General features: G+C 39.6%; 14 protein-coding genes. 7 read left to right on the top strand and 7 right to left on the bottom strand.

What is annotated here, in order from left to right; translation table 11 throughout:
- Window positions 1–196 precede the first annotated feature (196 nt).
- Both GG9_RS09390 and GG9_RS00900 read right to left on the bottom strand, forming a co-directional pair.
- The gene (locus GG9_RS09390; RefSeq protein ID WP_005629210.1) at window positions 197–292 is read right to left on the bottom strand and encodes a methionine/alanine import family NSS transporter small subunit; all 96 of its coding nucleotides are present in this window, start codon (window positions 290–292) and stop codon (window positions 197–199) included.
- Between the two features lies 1 nt (window position 293).
- Complete coding sequence (locus GG9_RS00900) at window positions 294–1,820, bottom strand: sodium-dependent transporter (protein WP_005632676.1); 1,527 nt, start codon at window positions 1,818–1,820, stop codon at window positions 294–296.
- 246 nt (window positions 1,821–2,066) lie between these two features.
- On the opposite strand from GG9_RS00900, the gene ilvG reads away from it, so the two are divergent.
- The 5 genes from ilvG (at window position 2,067) to ilvA (ending at window position 9,044) form a co-directional block, all read left to right on the top strand.
- Complete coding sequence (gene ilvG / locus GG9_RS00905) at window positions 2,067–3,725, top strand: acetolactate synthase 2 catalytic subunit (RefSeq protein WP_005632674.1); 1,659 nt, start codon at window positions 2,067–2,069, stop codon at window positions 3,723–3,725.
- Complete coding sequence (gene ilvM, locus GG9_RS00910; protein WP_005632672.1) at window positions 3,725–3,949, top strand: acetolactate synthase 2 small subunit; 225 nt, start codon at window positions 3,725–3,727, stop codon at window positions 3,947–3,949. The genes ilvG and ilvM overlap by 1 nt, the downstream gene beginning before the upstream one ends.
- A gap of 13 nt (window positions 3,950–3,962) precedes the next feature.
- Window positions 3,963–5,471, top strand: a complete 1,509-nt coding sequence (locus tag GG9_RS0108980; protein ID WP_005632670.1) for an RNA-binding domain-containing protein — start codon at window positions 3,963–3,965, stop codon at window positions 5,469–5,471.
- A gap of 112 nt (window positions 5,472–5,583) precedes the next feature.
- A complete protein-coding gene (ilvD, locus tag GG9_RS00915) occupies window positions 5,584–7,422 on the top strand; it encodes a dihydroxy-acid dehydratase (RefSeq protein ID WP_005632668.1) in 1,839 nt (612 codons plus the stop codon).
- 80 nt (window positions 7,423–7,502) lie between these two features.
- On the top strand, window positions 7,503–9,044 hold the full coding sequence (gene ilvA, locus GG9_RS00920; protein ID WP_005632666.1) for a threonine ammonia-lyase, biosynthetic: 1,542 nt from the start codon (window positions 7,503–7,505) through the stop codon (window positions 9,042–9,044).
- Between the two features lie 38 nt (window positions 9,045–9,082).
- Here the strand turns inward: ilvA and dnaE are convergent, their stop codons facing one another.
- Complete coding sequence (dnaE, locus tag GG9_RS00925) at window positions 9,083–12,562, bottom strand: DNA polymerase III subunit alpha (protein ID WP_005632664.1); 3,480 nt, start codon at window positions 12,560–12,562, stop codon at window positions 9,083–9,085.
- Between the two features lie 239 nt (window positions 12,563–12,801).
- Here dnaE and GG9_RS00930 point away from each other — a divergent pair, with 239 nt between their 5' ends.
- The gene (locus tag GG9_RS00930) at window positions 12,802–14,454 is read left to right on the top strand and encodes a phospho-sugar mutase (RefSeq protein WP_005632662.1); all 1,653 of its coding nucleotides are present in this window, start codon (window positions 12,802–12,804) and stop codon (window positions 14,452–14,454) included.
- A gap of 126 nt (window positions 14,455–14,580) precedes the next feature.
- Here GG9_RS00930 and purT read toward each other — a convergent pair whose 3' ends face one another.
- The 4 genes from purT to GG9_RS00950 all read right to left on the bottom strand — a co-directional run bounded on the left by purT (window position 14,581) and on the right by GG9_RS00950 (window position 17,682).
- Window positions 14,581–15,762 carry a formate-dependent phosphoribosylglycinamide formyltransferase gene (gene purT, locus GG9_RS00935; RefSeq protein WP_005632661.1) on the bottom strand — a complete coding sequence of 394 codons (1,182 nt, stop codon included), beginning with the start codon at window positions 15,760–15,762 and terminating at the stop codon, window positions 14,581–14,583.
- A gap of 8 nt (window positions 15,763–15,770) precedes the next feature.
- The gene (gene luxS, locus GG9_RS00940; RefSeq protein ID WP_032825182.1) at window positions 15,771–16,274 is read right to left on the bottom strand and encodes an S-ribosylhomocysteine lyase; all 504 of its coding nucleotides are present in this window, start codon (window positions 16,272–16,274) and stop codon (window positions 15,771–15,773) included.
- A gap of 332 nt (window positions 16,275–16,606) precedes the next feature.
- Window positions 16,607–17,080 (bottom strand): YqaA family protein, encoded by a 474-nt coding sequence (locus GG9_RS00945; protein ID WP_005632657.1) that lies wholly within the window; start codon window positions 17,078–17,080, stop codon window positions 16,607–16,609.
- A complete protein-coding gene (locus tag GG9_RS00950; protein WP_005632655.1) occupies window positions 17,080–17,682 on the bottom strand; it encodes a beta-phosphoglucomutase family hydrolase in 603 nt (200 codons plus the stop codon). Before GG9_RS00950 ends, GG9_RS00945 begins: the two co-directional genes overlap by 1 nt.
- A 113-nt stretch (window positions 17,683–17,795) precedes the next feature.
- Here GG9_RS00950 and GG9_RS0108975 point away from each other — a divergent pair.
- Window positions 17,796–18,194: PRD domain-containing protein (locus GG9_RS0108975; RefSeq protein WP_100185037.1), on the top strand; the 399-nt coding region annotated here is incomplete at its 3' end.

Genomic DNA, 18,194 nt, shown 5'->3' with positions numbered 1-18,194 from the left:
AACTTTTTATATAAAATTAGCATTAATACTAGATAAACATTAAAAATATTAGAGGCTGAAGTAGATTAGCAATTATGTTAATCTGCTTCAGCCCCTTAAATAATATCGAATAATGTTTGTTAATAATCTACACCTTAATCAATTGGTTATTTAGTCCAAATTTGGGGGACAGATCAAAGCGCGGTCAGATTTATGATTATTCTTCTTTTGGTAATCGAATCAGGGCGTAAACCAATCCACCCCATACCAAAGCGAGAGACACGATCATCATAATAATTGCACCAGTACTCATTTTATTCTCCTTTAGTTTCATCAATGGTTAACTTGGTTTCACTTTTCCATTTTAAGCGAGAAAGGAAGAATGCCACGACAAGTAAGCTAATTGACATCCCCCAACCAAAGGTATTTACAAACCAGTTTGGATAACCTTCGTAACCTTCAGAGAAGACTTTTGCCCCTTCGCTGAAAAGCATAAATGCTAAAACACCACTCGTTAATACAATGCATAAACGCCAGAAGAAACCCACTTTGAAAGATGACGTTTCGTTTAAGTGATTACCTAATAAACCGAGTTTTTCATTTGCCACAATCGCAATTAAAGACGCAAATGCTACGGCAACAATACCGAAATAGTTCACAAATTTATCAAACACATCTAACATCGGTAAGCCAGTTGTTGTACCGAATAAGATGACAGAAACTAGCATCATTGGTACACCCACGATGAATGTCACTTTTCCACGGCTAATGCGAATTTTATCCTGAATTGCGGAAATAATTACTTCGATAACTGAGATGAATGAAGTCAATGCGGCAAAGGTTAATGCACCAAAGAATAACATGCCTAGCACTTCACCAAATGGTGCTTTATTGATGATGGTTGGGAACGCAAAAAATGCTAAACCAATTCCGCCTTTTGCCACTTCGCTGACTTCTTGACCTTGCGCTGTTGCAATAAAGCCTAATGCTGCAAATACGCCGATACCTGCTAACACTTCAAAGCTACTGTTAGCAAAACCCACAACCAAGCCACTACCAGTCAAATCGGATTCTTTTTTAAGATAAGAGGCGTAAGTCACCATAATCCCAAAGCCGATTGAAAGAGAGAAGAAGATTTGTCCATAAGCGGCAATCCACACACTTGGATTAGAAAGTTTCGACCAATCTGGCGTAAATAATGCATCTAAACCTTTTGCCGCGCCTGGTAAGAATAAGGAATAAATCACAAGTGCCATAAACATCACAACGAGTACTGGCATTAATACTGAGGAGACCTTAGCAATTCCTTTTTGGACGCCCATAGAAAGTACGCCTAACGCAACAATCCACATCGCAATTAATGGCGCGGTTACCATACCAACAAATTCAAAGCTGATACCATTTTTAATATCGCCCATTTTTAAAAATTCGCCGATGAAGAAATCAATAGGCTTATCACCCCACGCACCAGTGAAAGAAAAATATGTATAGCTTGCTGCCCAACCTAATACCACGGCGTAATATAGTCCGATGATGACATTTACCATCATTTGCCACCAACCAAATACTTCAAAGTGAGGGCTAAAACGACGATAAGAAAGTGGCGCACCACCACGATGACGGTGCCCAATTGCATAATCTAAGAATAAAAGAGGAATCCCTGCGGTTAATAATGCGATAAGGTAAGGGATGATAAATGCGCCACCACCATTTTCATAAGTGGTATAAGGGAAACGCCAAATATTACCAAGACCGACGGCCGAGCCAATCGCGGCCATAATAAATGCGCGACGACCAGAAAAAGTCTCACGCTTTTGTGCTTTTGGGGCTGAGTGAGCCATAAATTATCCTATGTAAAAAAATGAAAAGAGTTTCAATATAATGAAATCTAATCATCAGTCAATAAATAAGCCAAAAGAGCGGTAAAAATTCACGAATTTTTTAATAAAAAGAACATAAACATTCAAAGCAAGCCAATTTTTACCGCACTTTTTTCGTTTTTTTTCGTGCCAAGCCCTACCAATGACTCGAAATTTCGCTACAATGCTGAACTTATCCCAAAATAAAAATAACAGGAAACAAACACAATGACAGGTGCACAACTTATCATGGCGTGCCTGAAAGCACACCATGTCACGACTCTTTTCGGTTATCCCGGTGGTGCAATTATGCCAACCTACGATGCCCTTTATGACGCAGGCTTAGATCACTTACTTTGTCGCAATGAACAAGGGGCTGCAATGGCTGCGATTGGCTATGCTCGCTCCACGGGAAAAGTGGGCGTCTGTATTGCTACATCAGGCCCTGGCGCAACGAATTTAGTCACTGGATTAGGCGATGCCATGATGGACTCCATTCCAGTTGTAGCCATTACCGGTCAAGTTTCCTCTCCATTAATCGGCACGGATGCGTTCCAAGAAGCGGATGTTCTTGGTCTTTCCCTTGCTTGCACTAAACACAGTTTTATCGTTCAAAGTGCGGATGAATTAGCCGATGTTTTTGCGGAAGCCTTTGAAATTGCTCAAAGCGGACGTCCCGGCCCCGTTCTTATTGATGTACCTCGTGATATTCAAGTTGGTAAAGTACCTGTAAATATAAAAGCCTACGTTAAAACACCAGAAAAACCGACCGCACTTTCAGTAGATAAACTTGCTGAAGCAAAAGAATTATTAAAAAATGCTAGAAAACCTGTGCTTTATGTTGGGGGCGGCGTTGGTATGGCGAAGGCTGTTCCTGCCTTACGCGAATTTTTAGCCCAGACACAAATGCCATCCGTCTCAACTTTAAAAGGTTTAGGTTCAATTGATCCAAATGATGATGTGTATATGGGCATGATTGGTATGCATGGCACAAAAGCTGCTAATTTTGCCGTGCAAGAAAGCGATTTATTACTCGTATGCGGTGCGCGTTTTGACGATCGTGTAACAGGTAAACTCGATACTTTTGCGCCTCATGCCAAAGTGATTCATTGCGATATTGATGCAGCGGAAATTCATAAATTACGCCGTGCAGATGTTGCCCTACAAGGGGATTTAATCCAAGCACTAAATGCACTCAAACAAGATCTTGATATTGAACCTTGGCGTGAACAAATCAGAAATTTCAAAGCAAAATTAGATTTCACTTATGTTGAAAATCAAGGCAATCGCCTGATTGATCCTTGGGCATTACTCAACAGCCTATCTAATCGAAAACTAAATAATGCGGTAATTTGTACTGATGTGGGTCAGCATCAAATGTGGTCAGCACAACACATGAAACATTTTGCGCCAGAGAACTACATTACTTCAGCAGGTTTCGGCACAATGGGTTTTGGCTTACCTGCCGCAGTGGGAGCAAAAAAAGCACGCCCGCAAGATGAAGTCATTTTGGTTACGGGTGATGGTTCACTCATGATGAATATCCAAGAATTAGGTTCAATCAAACGTGGCAATTTACCAGTAAAAATTTTGCTATTGGATAACCAACGTTTAGGTATGGTTCGTCAATGGCAGGATTTATTCTGGAATAAACGTCGCAGTGAAACCATTTTAGATGACAACCCAGATTTTGTGATGCTTGCTAATGCATTCGGTATTCCTGCAGAACGTATTGAATCAGCCGATGATGTGGATGCAGCACTCAACCGATTATTAAACAGCAAAACAGCCTATTTATTACAAGTATGTATTCCACCTGATGAATGTGTATGGCCACTTGTGCCACCGGGGGCATGTAACGCGGATATGGTAGAGGAGATGAACTAATGAATGAATATAAACTGGAACTCGTCGCTCGCCATCGTCCTGAAGTACTAGAACGCATTTTACGCGTAGCACGCCACCGCGGATTTACCGTTACAACAATGGAAATGACACTGATTGAAACCCAAGTGCGGTTAAAAATCACCGTAAAATCTGACCGCACTTTAGATCTATTAGTGAATCAGTTGGCAAAATTGCCAGATGTGATTACTGCTCCAACATACTAAGAGAAATACTATTATGTTGCCAATCAATATTGAATCATTGCTCACACATAAAACGATCGAAAGTAATCGGATTGAATTTAAATCTGGTTGGAACCCAGATTCGATTTATCGTTCTATTTGTGCTTTTGCAAATGATATTGAGGATATTGGCGGAGGATATATTTTTATTGGCGTTGAAGAAGAAAATGGAATTGCAAAAAGACCAGTTAAAGGACTTGATGATTCTGATATAGATCGTATTCAGCGTGAGATGTTGGGTTTTAATCATTTGATAACACCTAATTATTTCCCAAAAACTTATGTAGAAGAACTAGATGGTAAGAAAGTTATTATTTTATGGGTTATTAGTGGCTCGAATCGGCCTTATCAGGTTCCTCAATCAATTACATCTAGACAAAAGCAATATGAATATTATATTCGATATAATACATCATCTATCATTGCTAATAGCGAACAGGAACAAGAATTAAAGGAATTAGCAAATAAAATTCCTTTTGATGATCGTATTAATAGACAGGCTAATATCAATGATATTTCATTACTCCGTATTAATGATTTTTTAGTCAAAACAGAAAGTAAATTAGCATCTTATGTACTAGAAACAGATAAAATATCCTTATTAAAACAATTAGACTTAGTAGAAAATATAGGTGGTGTATATTATCCTAAAAATATTGCATTAATGATGTTTTGTGATAATCCCGATCAATTTTTCCCTCAAACTCAGGTTGATATTACTATTTTTCCTGAAGGGAAAATAAATAACCCAGATTATTTTGTGGAAATTCCATCAATAAAGGGCCCTATTGATTCTATTATTAATGATACGCTACGCTATCTCAGAAATAATCTAATCAAGGAATTTATATTAAAACCAAAAGAACAAGCAGAATCTATTCGGTTATTTAATTACCCATATCAAGCTCTTGAAGAGGCTGTAGTTAATGCGTTATATCATCGAAATTATCAAGAAAGACAGCCAGTAGAGATCATTATTCAACCAAATTCACTAGAGATCATTAGTTATAATGGACCTGATAAATCAATTCAAAAAGCAGATTTAATTGCGGGTAATGTTAGAGCGAGACGTTATAAAAATCGCCGTCTTGGAGATTTTTTGAAAGAACTTAAGCTATCAGAAGGAAAAGGAACAGGATTACCCACTATTAAAAATGAATTGCGTAAAAATGGATCTGAGCCTGCAAAATTTGAGTTTGATGAGGATAGAACTTTTTTTCTTATTGAATTCACAGCAAAAAATGAACATATAAAATCTAATTTACCCTTATGTACCGAAACAGAACAAAAAATTATTGAGTTTCTACTTACGGGAGAAAAAAGCCGTAAAGATATTTTAGCTTTACTCAATAAAGCTAACAGCACTTATTCATACCAAAAATTTATAGAACCTTTAGTTTTAAAAAACTGGATTGAGAAAACAGAAGAAAGTAATAATAATCCGAAACAGCGGTTCAGACTAACTGATTTTTTCTATCGAAACTATGAAGTTACTCAGAAGTAATAACTTAAGAGCTAACATTTTGATTTAAAAGAAAAATGATTCAATACTTCAGACTACTTTTAAGTAAAGTCTAACGAATAAAATATACTTTTAAAACTTGGAGAGATTATTTATGCCAAAACTACGTTCAGCGACTAGTACACAAGGTCGTAATATGGCAGGCGCACGTGCCTTATGGCGTGCAACAGGAATGAAAGAAAATGACTTTGGTAAACCGATTATTGCGGTGGTAAACTCTTTCACCCAATTTGTGCCAGGGCATGTGCATTTAAAAGATATGGGACAGCTTGTTGCTGCAGAAATTGAAAAAGCGGGCGGCGTAGCAAAAGAATTTAACACCATTGCGGTGGATGATGGTATCGCGATGGGACACGGCGGGATGCTTTATTCTTTACCAAGCCGTGATTTAATCGCAGATAGCGTGGAATATATGGTCAATGCGCACTGTGCTGATGCGATGGTATGTATTTCCAACTGTGACAAAATCACCCCGGGAATGTTAATGGCGGCAATGCGCTTAAACATTCCTACAATTTTTGTGTCAGGCGGCCCAATGGAAGCGGGTAAAACTAAACTTTCTGATCAATTAATTCGCTTAGATTTAGTGGATGCGATGATTGAGGCAGCTGATCCAAATGTGTCAGATGAACGTATTGATGCCATCGAACGCAGTGCGTGCCCAACTTGTGGTTCTTGCTCAGGAATGTTTACTGCTAACTCAATGAACTGCTTAACTGAAGCGTTAGGTTTATCTTTACCAGGCAATGGTTCTATGTTGGCGACCCATGCTGACCGCAAAGAATTATTCTTAAAAGCAGGTCGTCAAATTGTTGAGCTTTGCAAACGTTATTACGAACAAGATGATGCAAGCGTATTACCTCGTTCAATCGGTACTTTTGATGCCTTTGAAAATGCAATGAGCCTCGATATCGCAATGGGTGGTTCAAGCAATACTGTTTTACACTTGTTAGCGGCAGCACAAGAAGCAGGCGTAGATTTTAAAATGGAAGATATTGACCGTTTATCGCGCAAAGTGCCTTGTTTAAGCAAAATTGCACCAAACACCAATAAATATCATATGGAAGACGTACACCGTGCAGGCGGTATTATGGGATTGTTGGGGGAATTAGATCGCGCTGGATTAATTCATAAAAATACACACACCGTGCTTGGAATGAGCATGAGAGAACAACTAGACCAATACGATATTATTCGCAATCAAGATGAAGAATTACATAAATTCTTCCGCGCAGGCCCTGCAGGCATCCGCACAACTCAAGCATTCTCACAAGATTGTCGCTGGGATACTGTCGATAATGATCGTGTAAACGGTTGTATTCGCAATAAAGAAAATGCGATTTCACAAGAAGGTGGCTTAGCCGTATTATTCGGTAATCTCGCTGAAGACGGATGTATCGTTAAAACCGCAGGCGTAGATGAATCTATTTGGAAATTCACTGGCACTGCAATCGTATTTGAAAGCCAAGAAGATGCGGTTGCAGGTATTTTAGGTGGCAAAGTCAAAGAAGGTCATGTCGTTGTTATCCGTTACGAAGGGCCTAAAGGCGGACCTGGTATGCAAGAAATGTTATACCCAACCAGTTACTTAAAATCGATGGGCTTAGGTAAAAAATGTGCTTTATTAACAGATGGTCGTTTCTCTGGTGGTACATCAGGCTTGTCTATTGGACACGCTTCACCAGAAGCTGCCTCTGGCGGTGCAATCGGCTTAGTACGCGATGGAGATATTATCAACATTGATATTCCAAACCGAGCAATTAACCTAGAAATCAGTAATGAAGAGCTCGCAGCACGCAGATCTGAACAAGATCAAAAAGGTTGGCAGCCTGCTAGCCGTGAACGTGAAGTATCTTTCGCATTGAAAGTATTCGGTCACTTTGCAACCTCTGCAGACAAAGGTGCGGTACGCGATAAAACATTGTTAAAATAATTTAACGGTTCCCCCTCCTTCATAAGAGGGGGATAAAACAAAGGAAAAACCAACCGCACTTCATCATAAAAACAAACACTATGAAAAACCTACTCACCAATCCTCAACCTTCTCAATCCGATTATATCAATGCCATTGTTAAACTTGGTTCACGCGTATATGAAGCAGCGCAAGTGACCCCTTTACAAAAAATGGGAAAACTTTCTGAACGACTGCACAATAATATTTGGATCAAGCGCGAAGATCGCCAACCAGTAAATAGCTTTAAACTACGCGGCGCTTACGCAATGATTTCTAGCCTTTCAGCAGAACAAAAAGCAGCGGGCGTAATAGCGGCATCTGCAGGTAACCATGCACAAGGCGTGGCATTATCAGCGAAACAATTAGGCTTAAAAGCATTGATCATCATGCCACAAAACACCCCAAGCATTAAAGTGGATGCAGTGCGTGGTTTTGGTGGTGAGGTATTGTTGCATGGTGCTAATTTCGATGAAGCCAAAGCAAAAGCTATTGAGCTTTCAAAAGAAAAAAATATGACATTTATTCCACCATTCGATCATCCATTAGTGATCGCAGGGCAAGGCACGTTAGCGATGGAAATGCTACAACAAGTGGCAGATTTGGATTATGTGTTTGTACAAGTCGGTGGAGGCGGTTTAGCTGCGGGCGTGGCAATTTTGCTTAAGCAATTTATGCCAGAAATTAAAATCATCGGTGTAGAATCAAAGGATTCTGCGTGCTTAAAAGCCGCTCTCGATAAAGGCGAACCAACAGATTTAACCCATGTTGGATTATTTGCCGACGGCGTTGCCGTAAAACGCATTGGCGACGAAACATTCCGTCTATGCCAACAATATCTTGATGATATGGTATTGGTCGATAGTGACGAAGTATGCGCAGCAATGAAAGATTTATTTGAGAACGTTCGTGCTGTAGCAGAACCATCTGGTGCATTAGGTTTAGCTGGTTTGAAAAAATATGCGAAACAAAACCATATTGAAGGCAAAAATATGGCAGCAATTTTGTCTGGCGCAAATTTAAATTTCCACACATTACGTTATGTATCTGAACGTTGTGAAATTGGTGAAAACCGAGAAGCTTTATTAGCCGTGACCATGCCTGAACAACCCGGTAGTTTCTTAAAATTTGCTTATGTATTAGGTAACCGAGCTGTAACCGAATTTAGTTATCGTTATGCAGATGATAAACGAGCTTGTGTGTTTGTTGGGGTAAGAACGACAAATGAGCAAGAAAAAGCAGATATTATTGCAGATCTCACTAAAAATGGGTTTGATGTTGAGGATATGTCTGATGATGATATTGCGAAAACGCACGTTCGCTATTTAATGGGAGGTCGAGCAGCCAATGATAATGAACGCTTATATACGTTCGAATTCCCAGAGCAAAAAGGTGCGTTATTAAAATTCTTGGAAACGTTGCAAAATCGTTGGAATATTTCATTATTCCACTATCGTGCCCACGGTGCGGACTATGGAAATATCCTTGCTGGTTTCCAAATTGAAGAACACGAACAAGCAGAATTTGAACAGACACTTGCCCAACTCAATTATGTTTTTGAAGATGTAACAGAAAGCAAATCTTATCGTTATTTCTTACGTTAATCTTATAAAAAAGGCGTGATATTTTTCACGCCTTTGTATTATTCAAACTCTAATTCCACCGCACTTTCGCCAAGTAAATTAACCAATTCCGTCAGAATTTCATCTGTTGGAATGATCGACCATTGCACGCCCAAACGTAACAACGCACGACCTTTCGGACTTTGATAATACACGTTAATCGGCAAGGTTCCACCACTCACTGGCTCAAGTAATGCTTTAAGTTGTTTAATGAAACTTGGTGTAATTTGATGCTCAGAAAGACTAATAGCTAAGGATTTGACATAACGAGAACGTGCTTCGTCTAAGGTCATTAACTCTCGCACCGCCATTTTTAATCCGCCAGAAAAATCATCAAAGCTCACTTGCCCAGAAGCAACAACAACGGTATCTTTTTGTAATTTATCACCAAATTGTTCTAGACTTTCACCAAATAATGTCAAATCTAAGCGACCTGAACGGTCATCCAATGTAGCAATACCTAGCCGATTGCCTTTTTTCGTCATCGCAATTCTTGATGCCACGACTAGCCCCGCCACAGTGCTAATTTGTCCACGACGATTTGGTGCAAGATCTTTTAAGCGAGTTGAAGTGTAATGAGAAAGTTCTTTCAAATAACGGCTAACCGGATGGCTACTTAAATAAAGCCCTAAGGTTTCTCGTTCACCATCAAGGATTTGTTTTTCGGTATAAGGCGGTGTATTGGCATAGGCATTTTCTACGTCTTCATGGGTTTCAGTCAGCACGCCGAACATATCCGTTTGCCCCATTGCTTCATCTTTTGCATGCTGATCGGAAGCTCTAAGCGCATCTTCCAAATTCTTAGAAAGTGCGGCACGATGTGGGCCTAATTTATCAAAGGCGCCCGACATAATTAGGCTTTCAAAGGTGCGACGGTTAATTTTTTTCAAATCTACACGAGCGCATAAATCGAATAAATCTTTGAAAATCCCACCTTCATTTCTTGCCGTCACAAGTGCGTCAATCGGGCCTTCCCCCACACCTTTAATCGCGCCAATCCCATATACAATTTCACCTTGTTCATTGACACTAAAATGGTGTTTGCCGATATTAATATCTGGTGGCGTTACTTTTAAGCCCATACGCAAACATTCGTCGTACAAACCTACGATTTTATCCGTGTTATCCATTTCAGATGTCATCACTGCAGCCATAAATTCTGCAGGGAAATGAGTTTTGAGCCAAAGGGTTTGGTAAGATACCAAGGCATAAGCAGCGGAGTGAGATTTATTAAAACCATAGCCAGCAAATTTTTCCACCAAGTCGAAAATCTTCATGGATAACTCACCATCAACACCGTTTTTCTCTGCACCTTCTTTAAATACAGAGCGCTGTTTTGCCATTTCTTCTGGTTTCTTTTTACCCATTGCTCGACGCAATAAGTCAGCCCCACCCAGCGTATAGCCAGCCAACACCTGCGCAATTTGCATCACTTGTTCTTGGTACAAAATAATACCGTAAGTCGGCTCAAGAATAGGTTTCAAGCTTTCATGTTGATATTCTGCGTCAGGGTAAGATACTTCTTCTCGCCCATGTTTACGGTCGATAAAGTTATCCACCATGCCTGATTGCAGCGGACCAGGACGGAACAATGCCACCAACGCGATGATATCTTCAAAACAGTCCGGTTGCAGGCGCTTAATCAAATCCTTCATTCCACGCGATTCCAGCTGGAACACGGCTGTAGTTTCGGAACGTTTAAGTAATTCAAAAGATTCAGGATCATCAAGTGGAATGGCGGCAATATCTACTCGAGGCTTGCCTTCACGCACCATACGAGCATTAATCATATCCAATGCCCATTTAATGATAGTGAGAGTACGCAAGCCTAAGAAGTCGAATTTAACAAGGCCCGCATATTCCACATCATTTTTATCAAAGTGAGTAACCGGATGTAAGCCTTCATTATCACAGTAGAGCGGTGCAAAATCAGTAATTAAGGTTGGTGAAATGACCACGCCACCAGCATGTTTACCTGCATTACGCGTCACACCTTCCAGCTTACGCGCCATATCAATCAACGCTTGCACTTCTTCATCGCTATCGTAGGCGGTCTGTAATTGTGGTTCGGCTTCAAATGCTTTCGCAAGGGTCATACCAGGATCGGGAGGAATTAATTTCGAAATACGATCAACGAAACCATACGGATGCCCTAATACGCGCCCCACATCACGAATCACCGCTTTTGCTGCCATGGTTCCAAAAGTGATAATTTGTGATACCGCGCCGCGGCCATAGGTTTCAGCAACGTGCTCAATCACTCGGTCTCGACCATCCATGCAAAAATCCACGTCAAAATCGGGCATAGATACACGTTCTGGATTTAAGAAACGTTCAAAAAGCAAATCGAATTCTAGCGGATCTAAATCAGTGATTTTTAATGCGTAAGCTACCAATGAACCCGCACCAGAACCACGACCCGGCCCAACAGGAATGTCGTTATCCTTAGACCATTGAATAAATTCCATTACGATCAAGAAATAACCCGGGAACCCCATTTGGTTAATTACATCCAGCTCAACCTGCAAGCGCTCATCATATTTTGGTCGTTTTTCTAACCGCACTTTTTCATCAGGGAATAAAAAAGCTAAACGTTCTTCCAAACCTTCTTTAGCTTTTTGCACCAAGAAATCTTCTGTACTTAAATCTCCCGTCGGGAATTGAGGCAAGAAATATTGACCAAGGCGTAAAGTCACACTACAACGCTGCGCGATTAATAGTGTATTTTCGAGAGCGGAAGGAATGTCAGCGAATAACTTGCACATTTCGTCTTCGCTGCGGAAATATTGCTGTGAGGTATAATGTTTTGGACGTTTAGGATCGTCTAAAGTATAGCCATCGTGAATCGCTACGCGAATTTCGTGGGCTTCAAAATCCTCTGCATTCAAAAACATCACATCATTAGTTGCGACTAGTGGCAAATTACAACGTTCTGCTAATTTCAAAGCCGCTTGAATATAACGTTCTTCATTTGGGCGACCAGTACGGCTTAATGCCAAATAAAAATGATCAGCAAAAAATTCTTGGTAAAAAGCGACCGCACTTTCAATTTCGGCTATGTTTTCTTTCAACAATTTTTTACCTACATCGCCTTGCGTGCCGCCAGATAAAATAATCACACCTTCGCGATGTTCAATTAACCAATTTTGATCAATATAAGGTAAATCGTTATAACCTCGCTGATAAGCTTTTGATAACAATAAAGTAATATTTTTATAGCCTTCATTATTTTTAGCCAGCAAAGTAAGATCAAAGTATTCATCGCCACACAATGGGCTTTTTACTTTTATATCTGCACCGATAATTGGCTTCATACCTGAAGAAAGCATTTCGCCATAAAAACGCACCACACCGCAAAAATTAGTAAAATCCGTTAATCCCATCGCGATCATTTCATTAGCTGCACAGGCTTTCACTAAAGGTTTCACTTTGACAATACTGTCGATCATCGAGAAATCAGTGTGCGTGCGAAGATGGACGAAACGAGGTTGGGATGACATTGAAAATCCTTAAAGTGCGGTTAAATTTTGCTGTAAATATTGGGGCGATATTATAGCGAATTTTTCAAACAAATTCCTACGATACAAATAGCGTTCCCAAATTAGCTCAGATAACCGATTGCGTGAATAAAAAATGTTAAGTAGATCAAAAAATTAATAATTAGCCGTTTTCATTTTGTTAGATTTCCGCTAGTCTAAGGGCGATTTTTTTATTTATTTCAACGAATAAGGATAACGCTATGACAACACTTTTTGAGGTTGCACAACATTGGTTAAACCAAGATCCTGACGCAGAAACTCGTGCAGAATTAACCGCACTTTTAGATGCAGCAAAAGGCGGAGATAAAGCGGCAGAAGCAGAATTGCACGCACGTTTTAATGGTCGTTTGCAATTTGGTACGGCAGGTTTACGTGGCCGTTTACAAGCTGGCTCAATGGGGATGAACCGAGTTTTAGTTTCTCAAGCTGCTGGCGGTTTAGCGGAATATTTAAAAGGTTACGATAAAGAACCATCTATCGTAATTGGTTACGACGGCCGTAAAAACTCTGATGTTTTTGCCCGTGACACCGCTGAAATTATGGCGGGTGCAGGCGTAAAAGCTTATTTATTACCACGCAAATTACCGACTCCAGTTTTAGCTTATGCCATCCAATATTTTGATACCACTGCGGGTGTAATGGTAACTGCAAGCCATAATCCACCGGAAGATAACGGCTATAAAGTGTATTTGGGCAAAGCAAACGGCGGCGGTCAAATCGTTTCACCAGCAGATAAAGACATCGCAGCATTAATTGATAAAGTTGCGGCTGGCAATATCCAAGATTTACCACGTAACGATAATTATGTGGTGTTAGATGATGAAGTTGTAGATGCGTACATTGCAAAAACAGCATCATTAGCTAAAGAGCCAGCTTGCGACATTAACTATGTTTATACCGCTATGCACGGTGTAGGCTATGAAGTTTTAAGTAAAACGCTAGCAAAATCAGGATTACCACAACCTCACGTAGTAGCAGATCAAGTTTGGCCAGATGGCACATTCCCAACTGTAAACTTTCCAAATCCAGAAGAAAAAGGTGCGCTAGATTTAGCAATTAAAGTGGCAAAAGAAAAGAATGCTGAATTTATTATTGCTAATGACCCTGATGCAGACCGTTTAGCCGTTGCGGTGCCTGATGCGCAAGGTAACTGGAAATCACTACATGGCAATGTGGTAGGCTGTTTCTTAGGGTGGTACTTAGCAAAACAATATCAAGGCAAACAAGGCACATTGGCTTGCTCACTTGTTTCTTCTCCTGCACTTGCTGAAATTGCGAAAAAATACGGTTTCCAATCAGAAGAAACCTTAACTGGTTTCAAATACATCGGTAAAGTATCTGGCTTATTGTTTGGTTTTGAAGAAGCATTGGGCTATTTAGTTGACCCAGACAAAGTACGCGATAAAGACGGTATTTCTGCGGCAATCGTGTTCTTAGATCTTGTGCGTAACTTGAAAAAACAAGGCAAAACTTTAGCAGATTATGCTGATGAATTTACCAAAGAATTTGGTGCTTATGTAAGTGGACAAATCTCTATTCGAGTCAGCGATCTTTCAGAAATCGGAAAATTAATGACCGCACTTCGTAACAATCCACCAGCAGAAATCGCGGGCGTGAAAGTGGCGCAATTTATCGATCATACTAAAACAGATCGTCAAAGCGATATCCTTGTATTTAACTTGGAAAATGGCGGACGCTTAATTGCTCGTCCTTCAGGTACTGAACCAAAAATTAAATTCTACTTGGATGCTCGCGGTAAAGATCCGAAAGATGCAGATCGCGTATTGGCAGAATTTGATGAAGGTGTTCGTCACATTCTTCGTCAAGATGCTTATGGCAAACAAGCTTGCTAATTAATCGCTTCTAAAAATAAAACGCACTTTATATAAAGTGCGTTTTTTATGAACCTAATATCGCTAAAAAAATCGACTGTTAGTCATTTAATAAAATGCGATAAATTTTTACCGCACTTTCGATTCTTATAAACTAATTTCTAGCTGTTCATAAGCTTGTTTTACTTTTTCCAACGCTTTTTCAACGGATACATCACGCGCAAGTAAAACGCCTAAGCGTCGATGACCATTCACTTCACCTTTACCAAATAATCGAATATTAGTATGAGGTTGTGCCAGTGCTTTTTCGATTCCACCAAATTGCACATTTTGTGATTTGCCTTCCACAACAATAGCTTTAGACGCCGATGGGCTAATCAACGTAATTTCGGGAATTGGTAAACCTAAGATCGCACGAGCATGTAAAGCGAATTCAGAAAGCTCTTGAGAAATCAGCGTTACCATTCCTGTATCATGAGGACGAGGTGATACTTCATTGAAAATCACCTCATCACCACACACAAACATCTCTACACCGAAAATACCGAATCCACCCAATGCACTGGTAATCTTCTCAGCAATCGATTGCGCTTTTGATAATGCAATATCTGACATAGCTTGAGGCTGCCAAGATTCCCGATAATCACCATCTTCTTGACGATGACCTATTGGCGCAAGGAAACTTGTACCATTGATATGGCGTACTGTCAGTAACGTGATTTCATAATCAAATTTGACAAAACCTTCAACAATTACTCGACCAGCTCCCGCGCGCCCACCTTCTTGCGCGTAATCCCAAGCTTTTTGAATGTCATCTTTAGACTTTAAAATACTTTGCCCATGTCCAGAAGAAGACATAATCGGTTTCACCACACAAGGAATACTAATTTTTTCGACCGCACTTTGAAAGTCTGAAAAATTATCTACAAATTGGTAAGGCGAAGTTGGTAACCCTAACTCTTCTGAAGCTAGACGACGAATCCCTTCACGATTCATCGTAAGTTGAGTAGCTTTTGCAGTCGGCACAACATTAAAGCCGGCTTGTTCTAATTCAACCAAAGTGGCAGTCGAAATAGCTTCAACTTCGGGAACAATGTAGTCAGGCTTTTCTTTCTCCACAAGCGTTTTCAATGCATTACCATCTAACATAGAAATGGTGTATGCACGATGTGCCACTTGTTGTGCTGGGGCATTTTCATAGCGATCAACTGCAATGACTTCAACGCCTAAACGTTGCAATTCAATCACTACTTCTTTACCTAGTTCACCAGAACCCAACATCATTACTTTGGTTGCATTAGGGGTTAATGCTGTGCCAAGTGTTGTCATGATTTCTCCTATTTTAATAACGAATCATCGAGTGCTAAATCTTCATTTTTATTCACGCCCACACCACGAGCGATAACATTTTTTGCAATTTCGTGTGCTTCTTCCAAAGAATGTTCCGTATAAGTACCGCATTGATAGATATTTAATTCAGGGATAGTTATTTGATCTTGCACACCTAAAATATCCTTCATTGAAGCTAGCCAAGCTTGTGCTACTTGCTGTTCATTTGGCGTACCAATCAAGGACATATAGAATCCCGTGCGACATCCCATCGGAGAAATATCAATAATTTCAATGCTATCGCTATTTAAATGATCACGCATAAAACCCGCAAACAAATGTTCAAGCGTATGAATACCTTTTGGCGGAAGAATTTCTTTATTTGGAATACAAAAACGTAAATCAAAAATGGTAATGTCATCACCTTTTGGCGTGCGCATCGTTTTTGCAACACGTACTGCTGGTGCATTCATTTTGGTATGATCCACTTTAAAACTATCAAGTAATGGCATAAAGTTTTCCTTATAAATCAGTAAATTAAAAATAAATTTGAATAAATGTTCATTTTTTTGCAAATTCTAATGAACTTTATGGCAAGGCTCATTGTCTTATGTAACAAGCAACTTGCAGTTGTTTTAATAAAATTGGTTCCTTAGGTTATTTGCCCCACATTTATTGTGGGGCTTTTTTTATCCCGAATTTTTATTTAAAAAATTTTTAGAAAAATTTGAACTTTCTTATAAAGTGCTAGTCTCATAGAACAAGCAGCTTGCAGTTGTTTTAATAAAATTGGTTCCTTAGGTTATTTGCCCTGCATTCATTGTGGGGCTTTTTCTTGCGCATTTTATAATAAGAATGGTGCACTAAAAAACAATAACGCAACATAACGAACCAGTTTTCCAAGAAAGATAAAGAGACTACTTGCTACAAAATTTAATCTTAACCAACCTGCTATGGCACAAAATAAATCGCCAACTACAGGCAGCCAGCTCAAAAGTAAAGCAATCGCCCCATAACGCCGTAGCTGATTTATTGCCCATAAAGTGCGGTAATTTTTGGGATCGAATTTTGGCATCCATCGCCCAATCCCGTAAGTGGTTAAACTTCCTAAGCTATTTCCAGCGGTTGCAATCAATATTAGAGCTAATATATCTGCACTAAATAAAGATCCCAACACTAATTTAGGTACAGCAAGCGCAACAAATACAACCTCTGAATTACCTGGTAATACCGTTGCACTCAAGAATGCGCTGACAAACATAAGGCATAATGCATGAGTTTGCCAAAAATCAGCGCTCAAAAATGAAAAAATATCCATTATCTTGGCGAAATGATTTCTCGTGTACGCACATCAAACACGTCCATTCCCGCATTTAATCCCGCTTGCACACCTAAATCAGCATCTTCAAATACGATACAACGACTTGGATTTGCTTGAATTAATTCCGCACAACGTAAAAAAGTTTCTGGATGTGGTTTATGTTCTTTTACATCATCGGCACTAACAACCGCATTAAAGTAAGGTGCAATAGCCAGTTTATCCATCAACATATCAATAATTTTACGGTGTGAGCCAGATCCCAGAGCAATCGGCTTTTTCTGATGGAAGGATTTCACAATCTCAAAGGTTGGCAATAACTTTGATTGAGTCGGAATCAGTTGATAAGACAACTCACGTTTTGCAGCCAGCACATCCTCAATTCGATCTAGTGGCATATTCGCTGCTTTCATCATTTCCCCCGCGATAGTTCGAACTGTCGCTCCACCAAAGTTATACATAATTTGGCAATCAAATTCATAGCCAAATCGCTCTCCCACCATCGTCCAAGCCTGCGCATGCACGGGCATGGTATCGATTAAAGTTCCATCCATATCAAAAATCAATCCTTCATATGGATTGAACATCTCATAATCTAACATTTTTACATCCTTACAAATTTTTTACCATTTTGCTACAAAACTGTGATCTGTGCACTGTTTTATTTCAGTAAAGTGCGGTAAATTAGTGAACAAATTTTGAACTAATAAAACAAATGCGGTTATTTAAGCAACTAGAACGTTGGAAAATTCGCAGGCAAATAAATCAATCTATTATTGATGTGGTATTTCGTTTACGAGATCGATTAGCTTATTACTGGCAAGCTGATGTGAATACGCCTCAAATGGATTTTATGCTGCTACACATTGCTTGCAGCTTAGGTCGAATAGAACGAGGAGGTTGCGTTTCTCCACTTTATCCAGAAATGCTCGAAGAAATTCGAAGTACGGTTATTTTTCCACAAGTTTTAGCCATCCATCAAGATTTACTCAACTTGATGCCGTTTCCCATTCCTGAAGCAGAACAAACCTATTTTTTAGCGAATATTCATTCTTTGGTTCTTGAACAGAAACAATTAAAGCATGTGGTAATAAATAAGCCCACTCATAAAAAA

Origin of the sequence: Haemophilus haemolyticus M19501 (assembly GCF_000222025.1) — a bacterium.
GTDB classification, from domain to species: Bacteria; Pseudomonadota; Gammaproteobacteria; order Enterobacterales; family Pasteurellaceae; genus Haemophilus; species Haemophilus haemolyticus_G.
The sequence above is the reverse complement of the archived record's forward strand: the minus strand, read 5'-3'. Positions and strand labels throughout refer to the sequence as shown.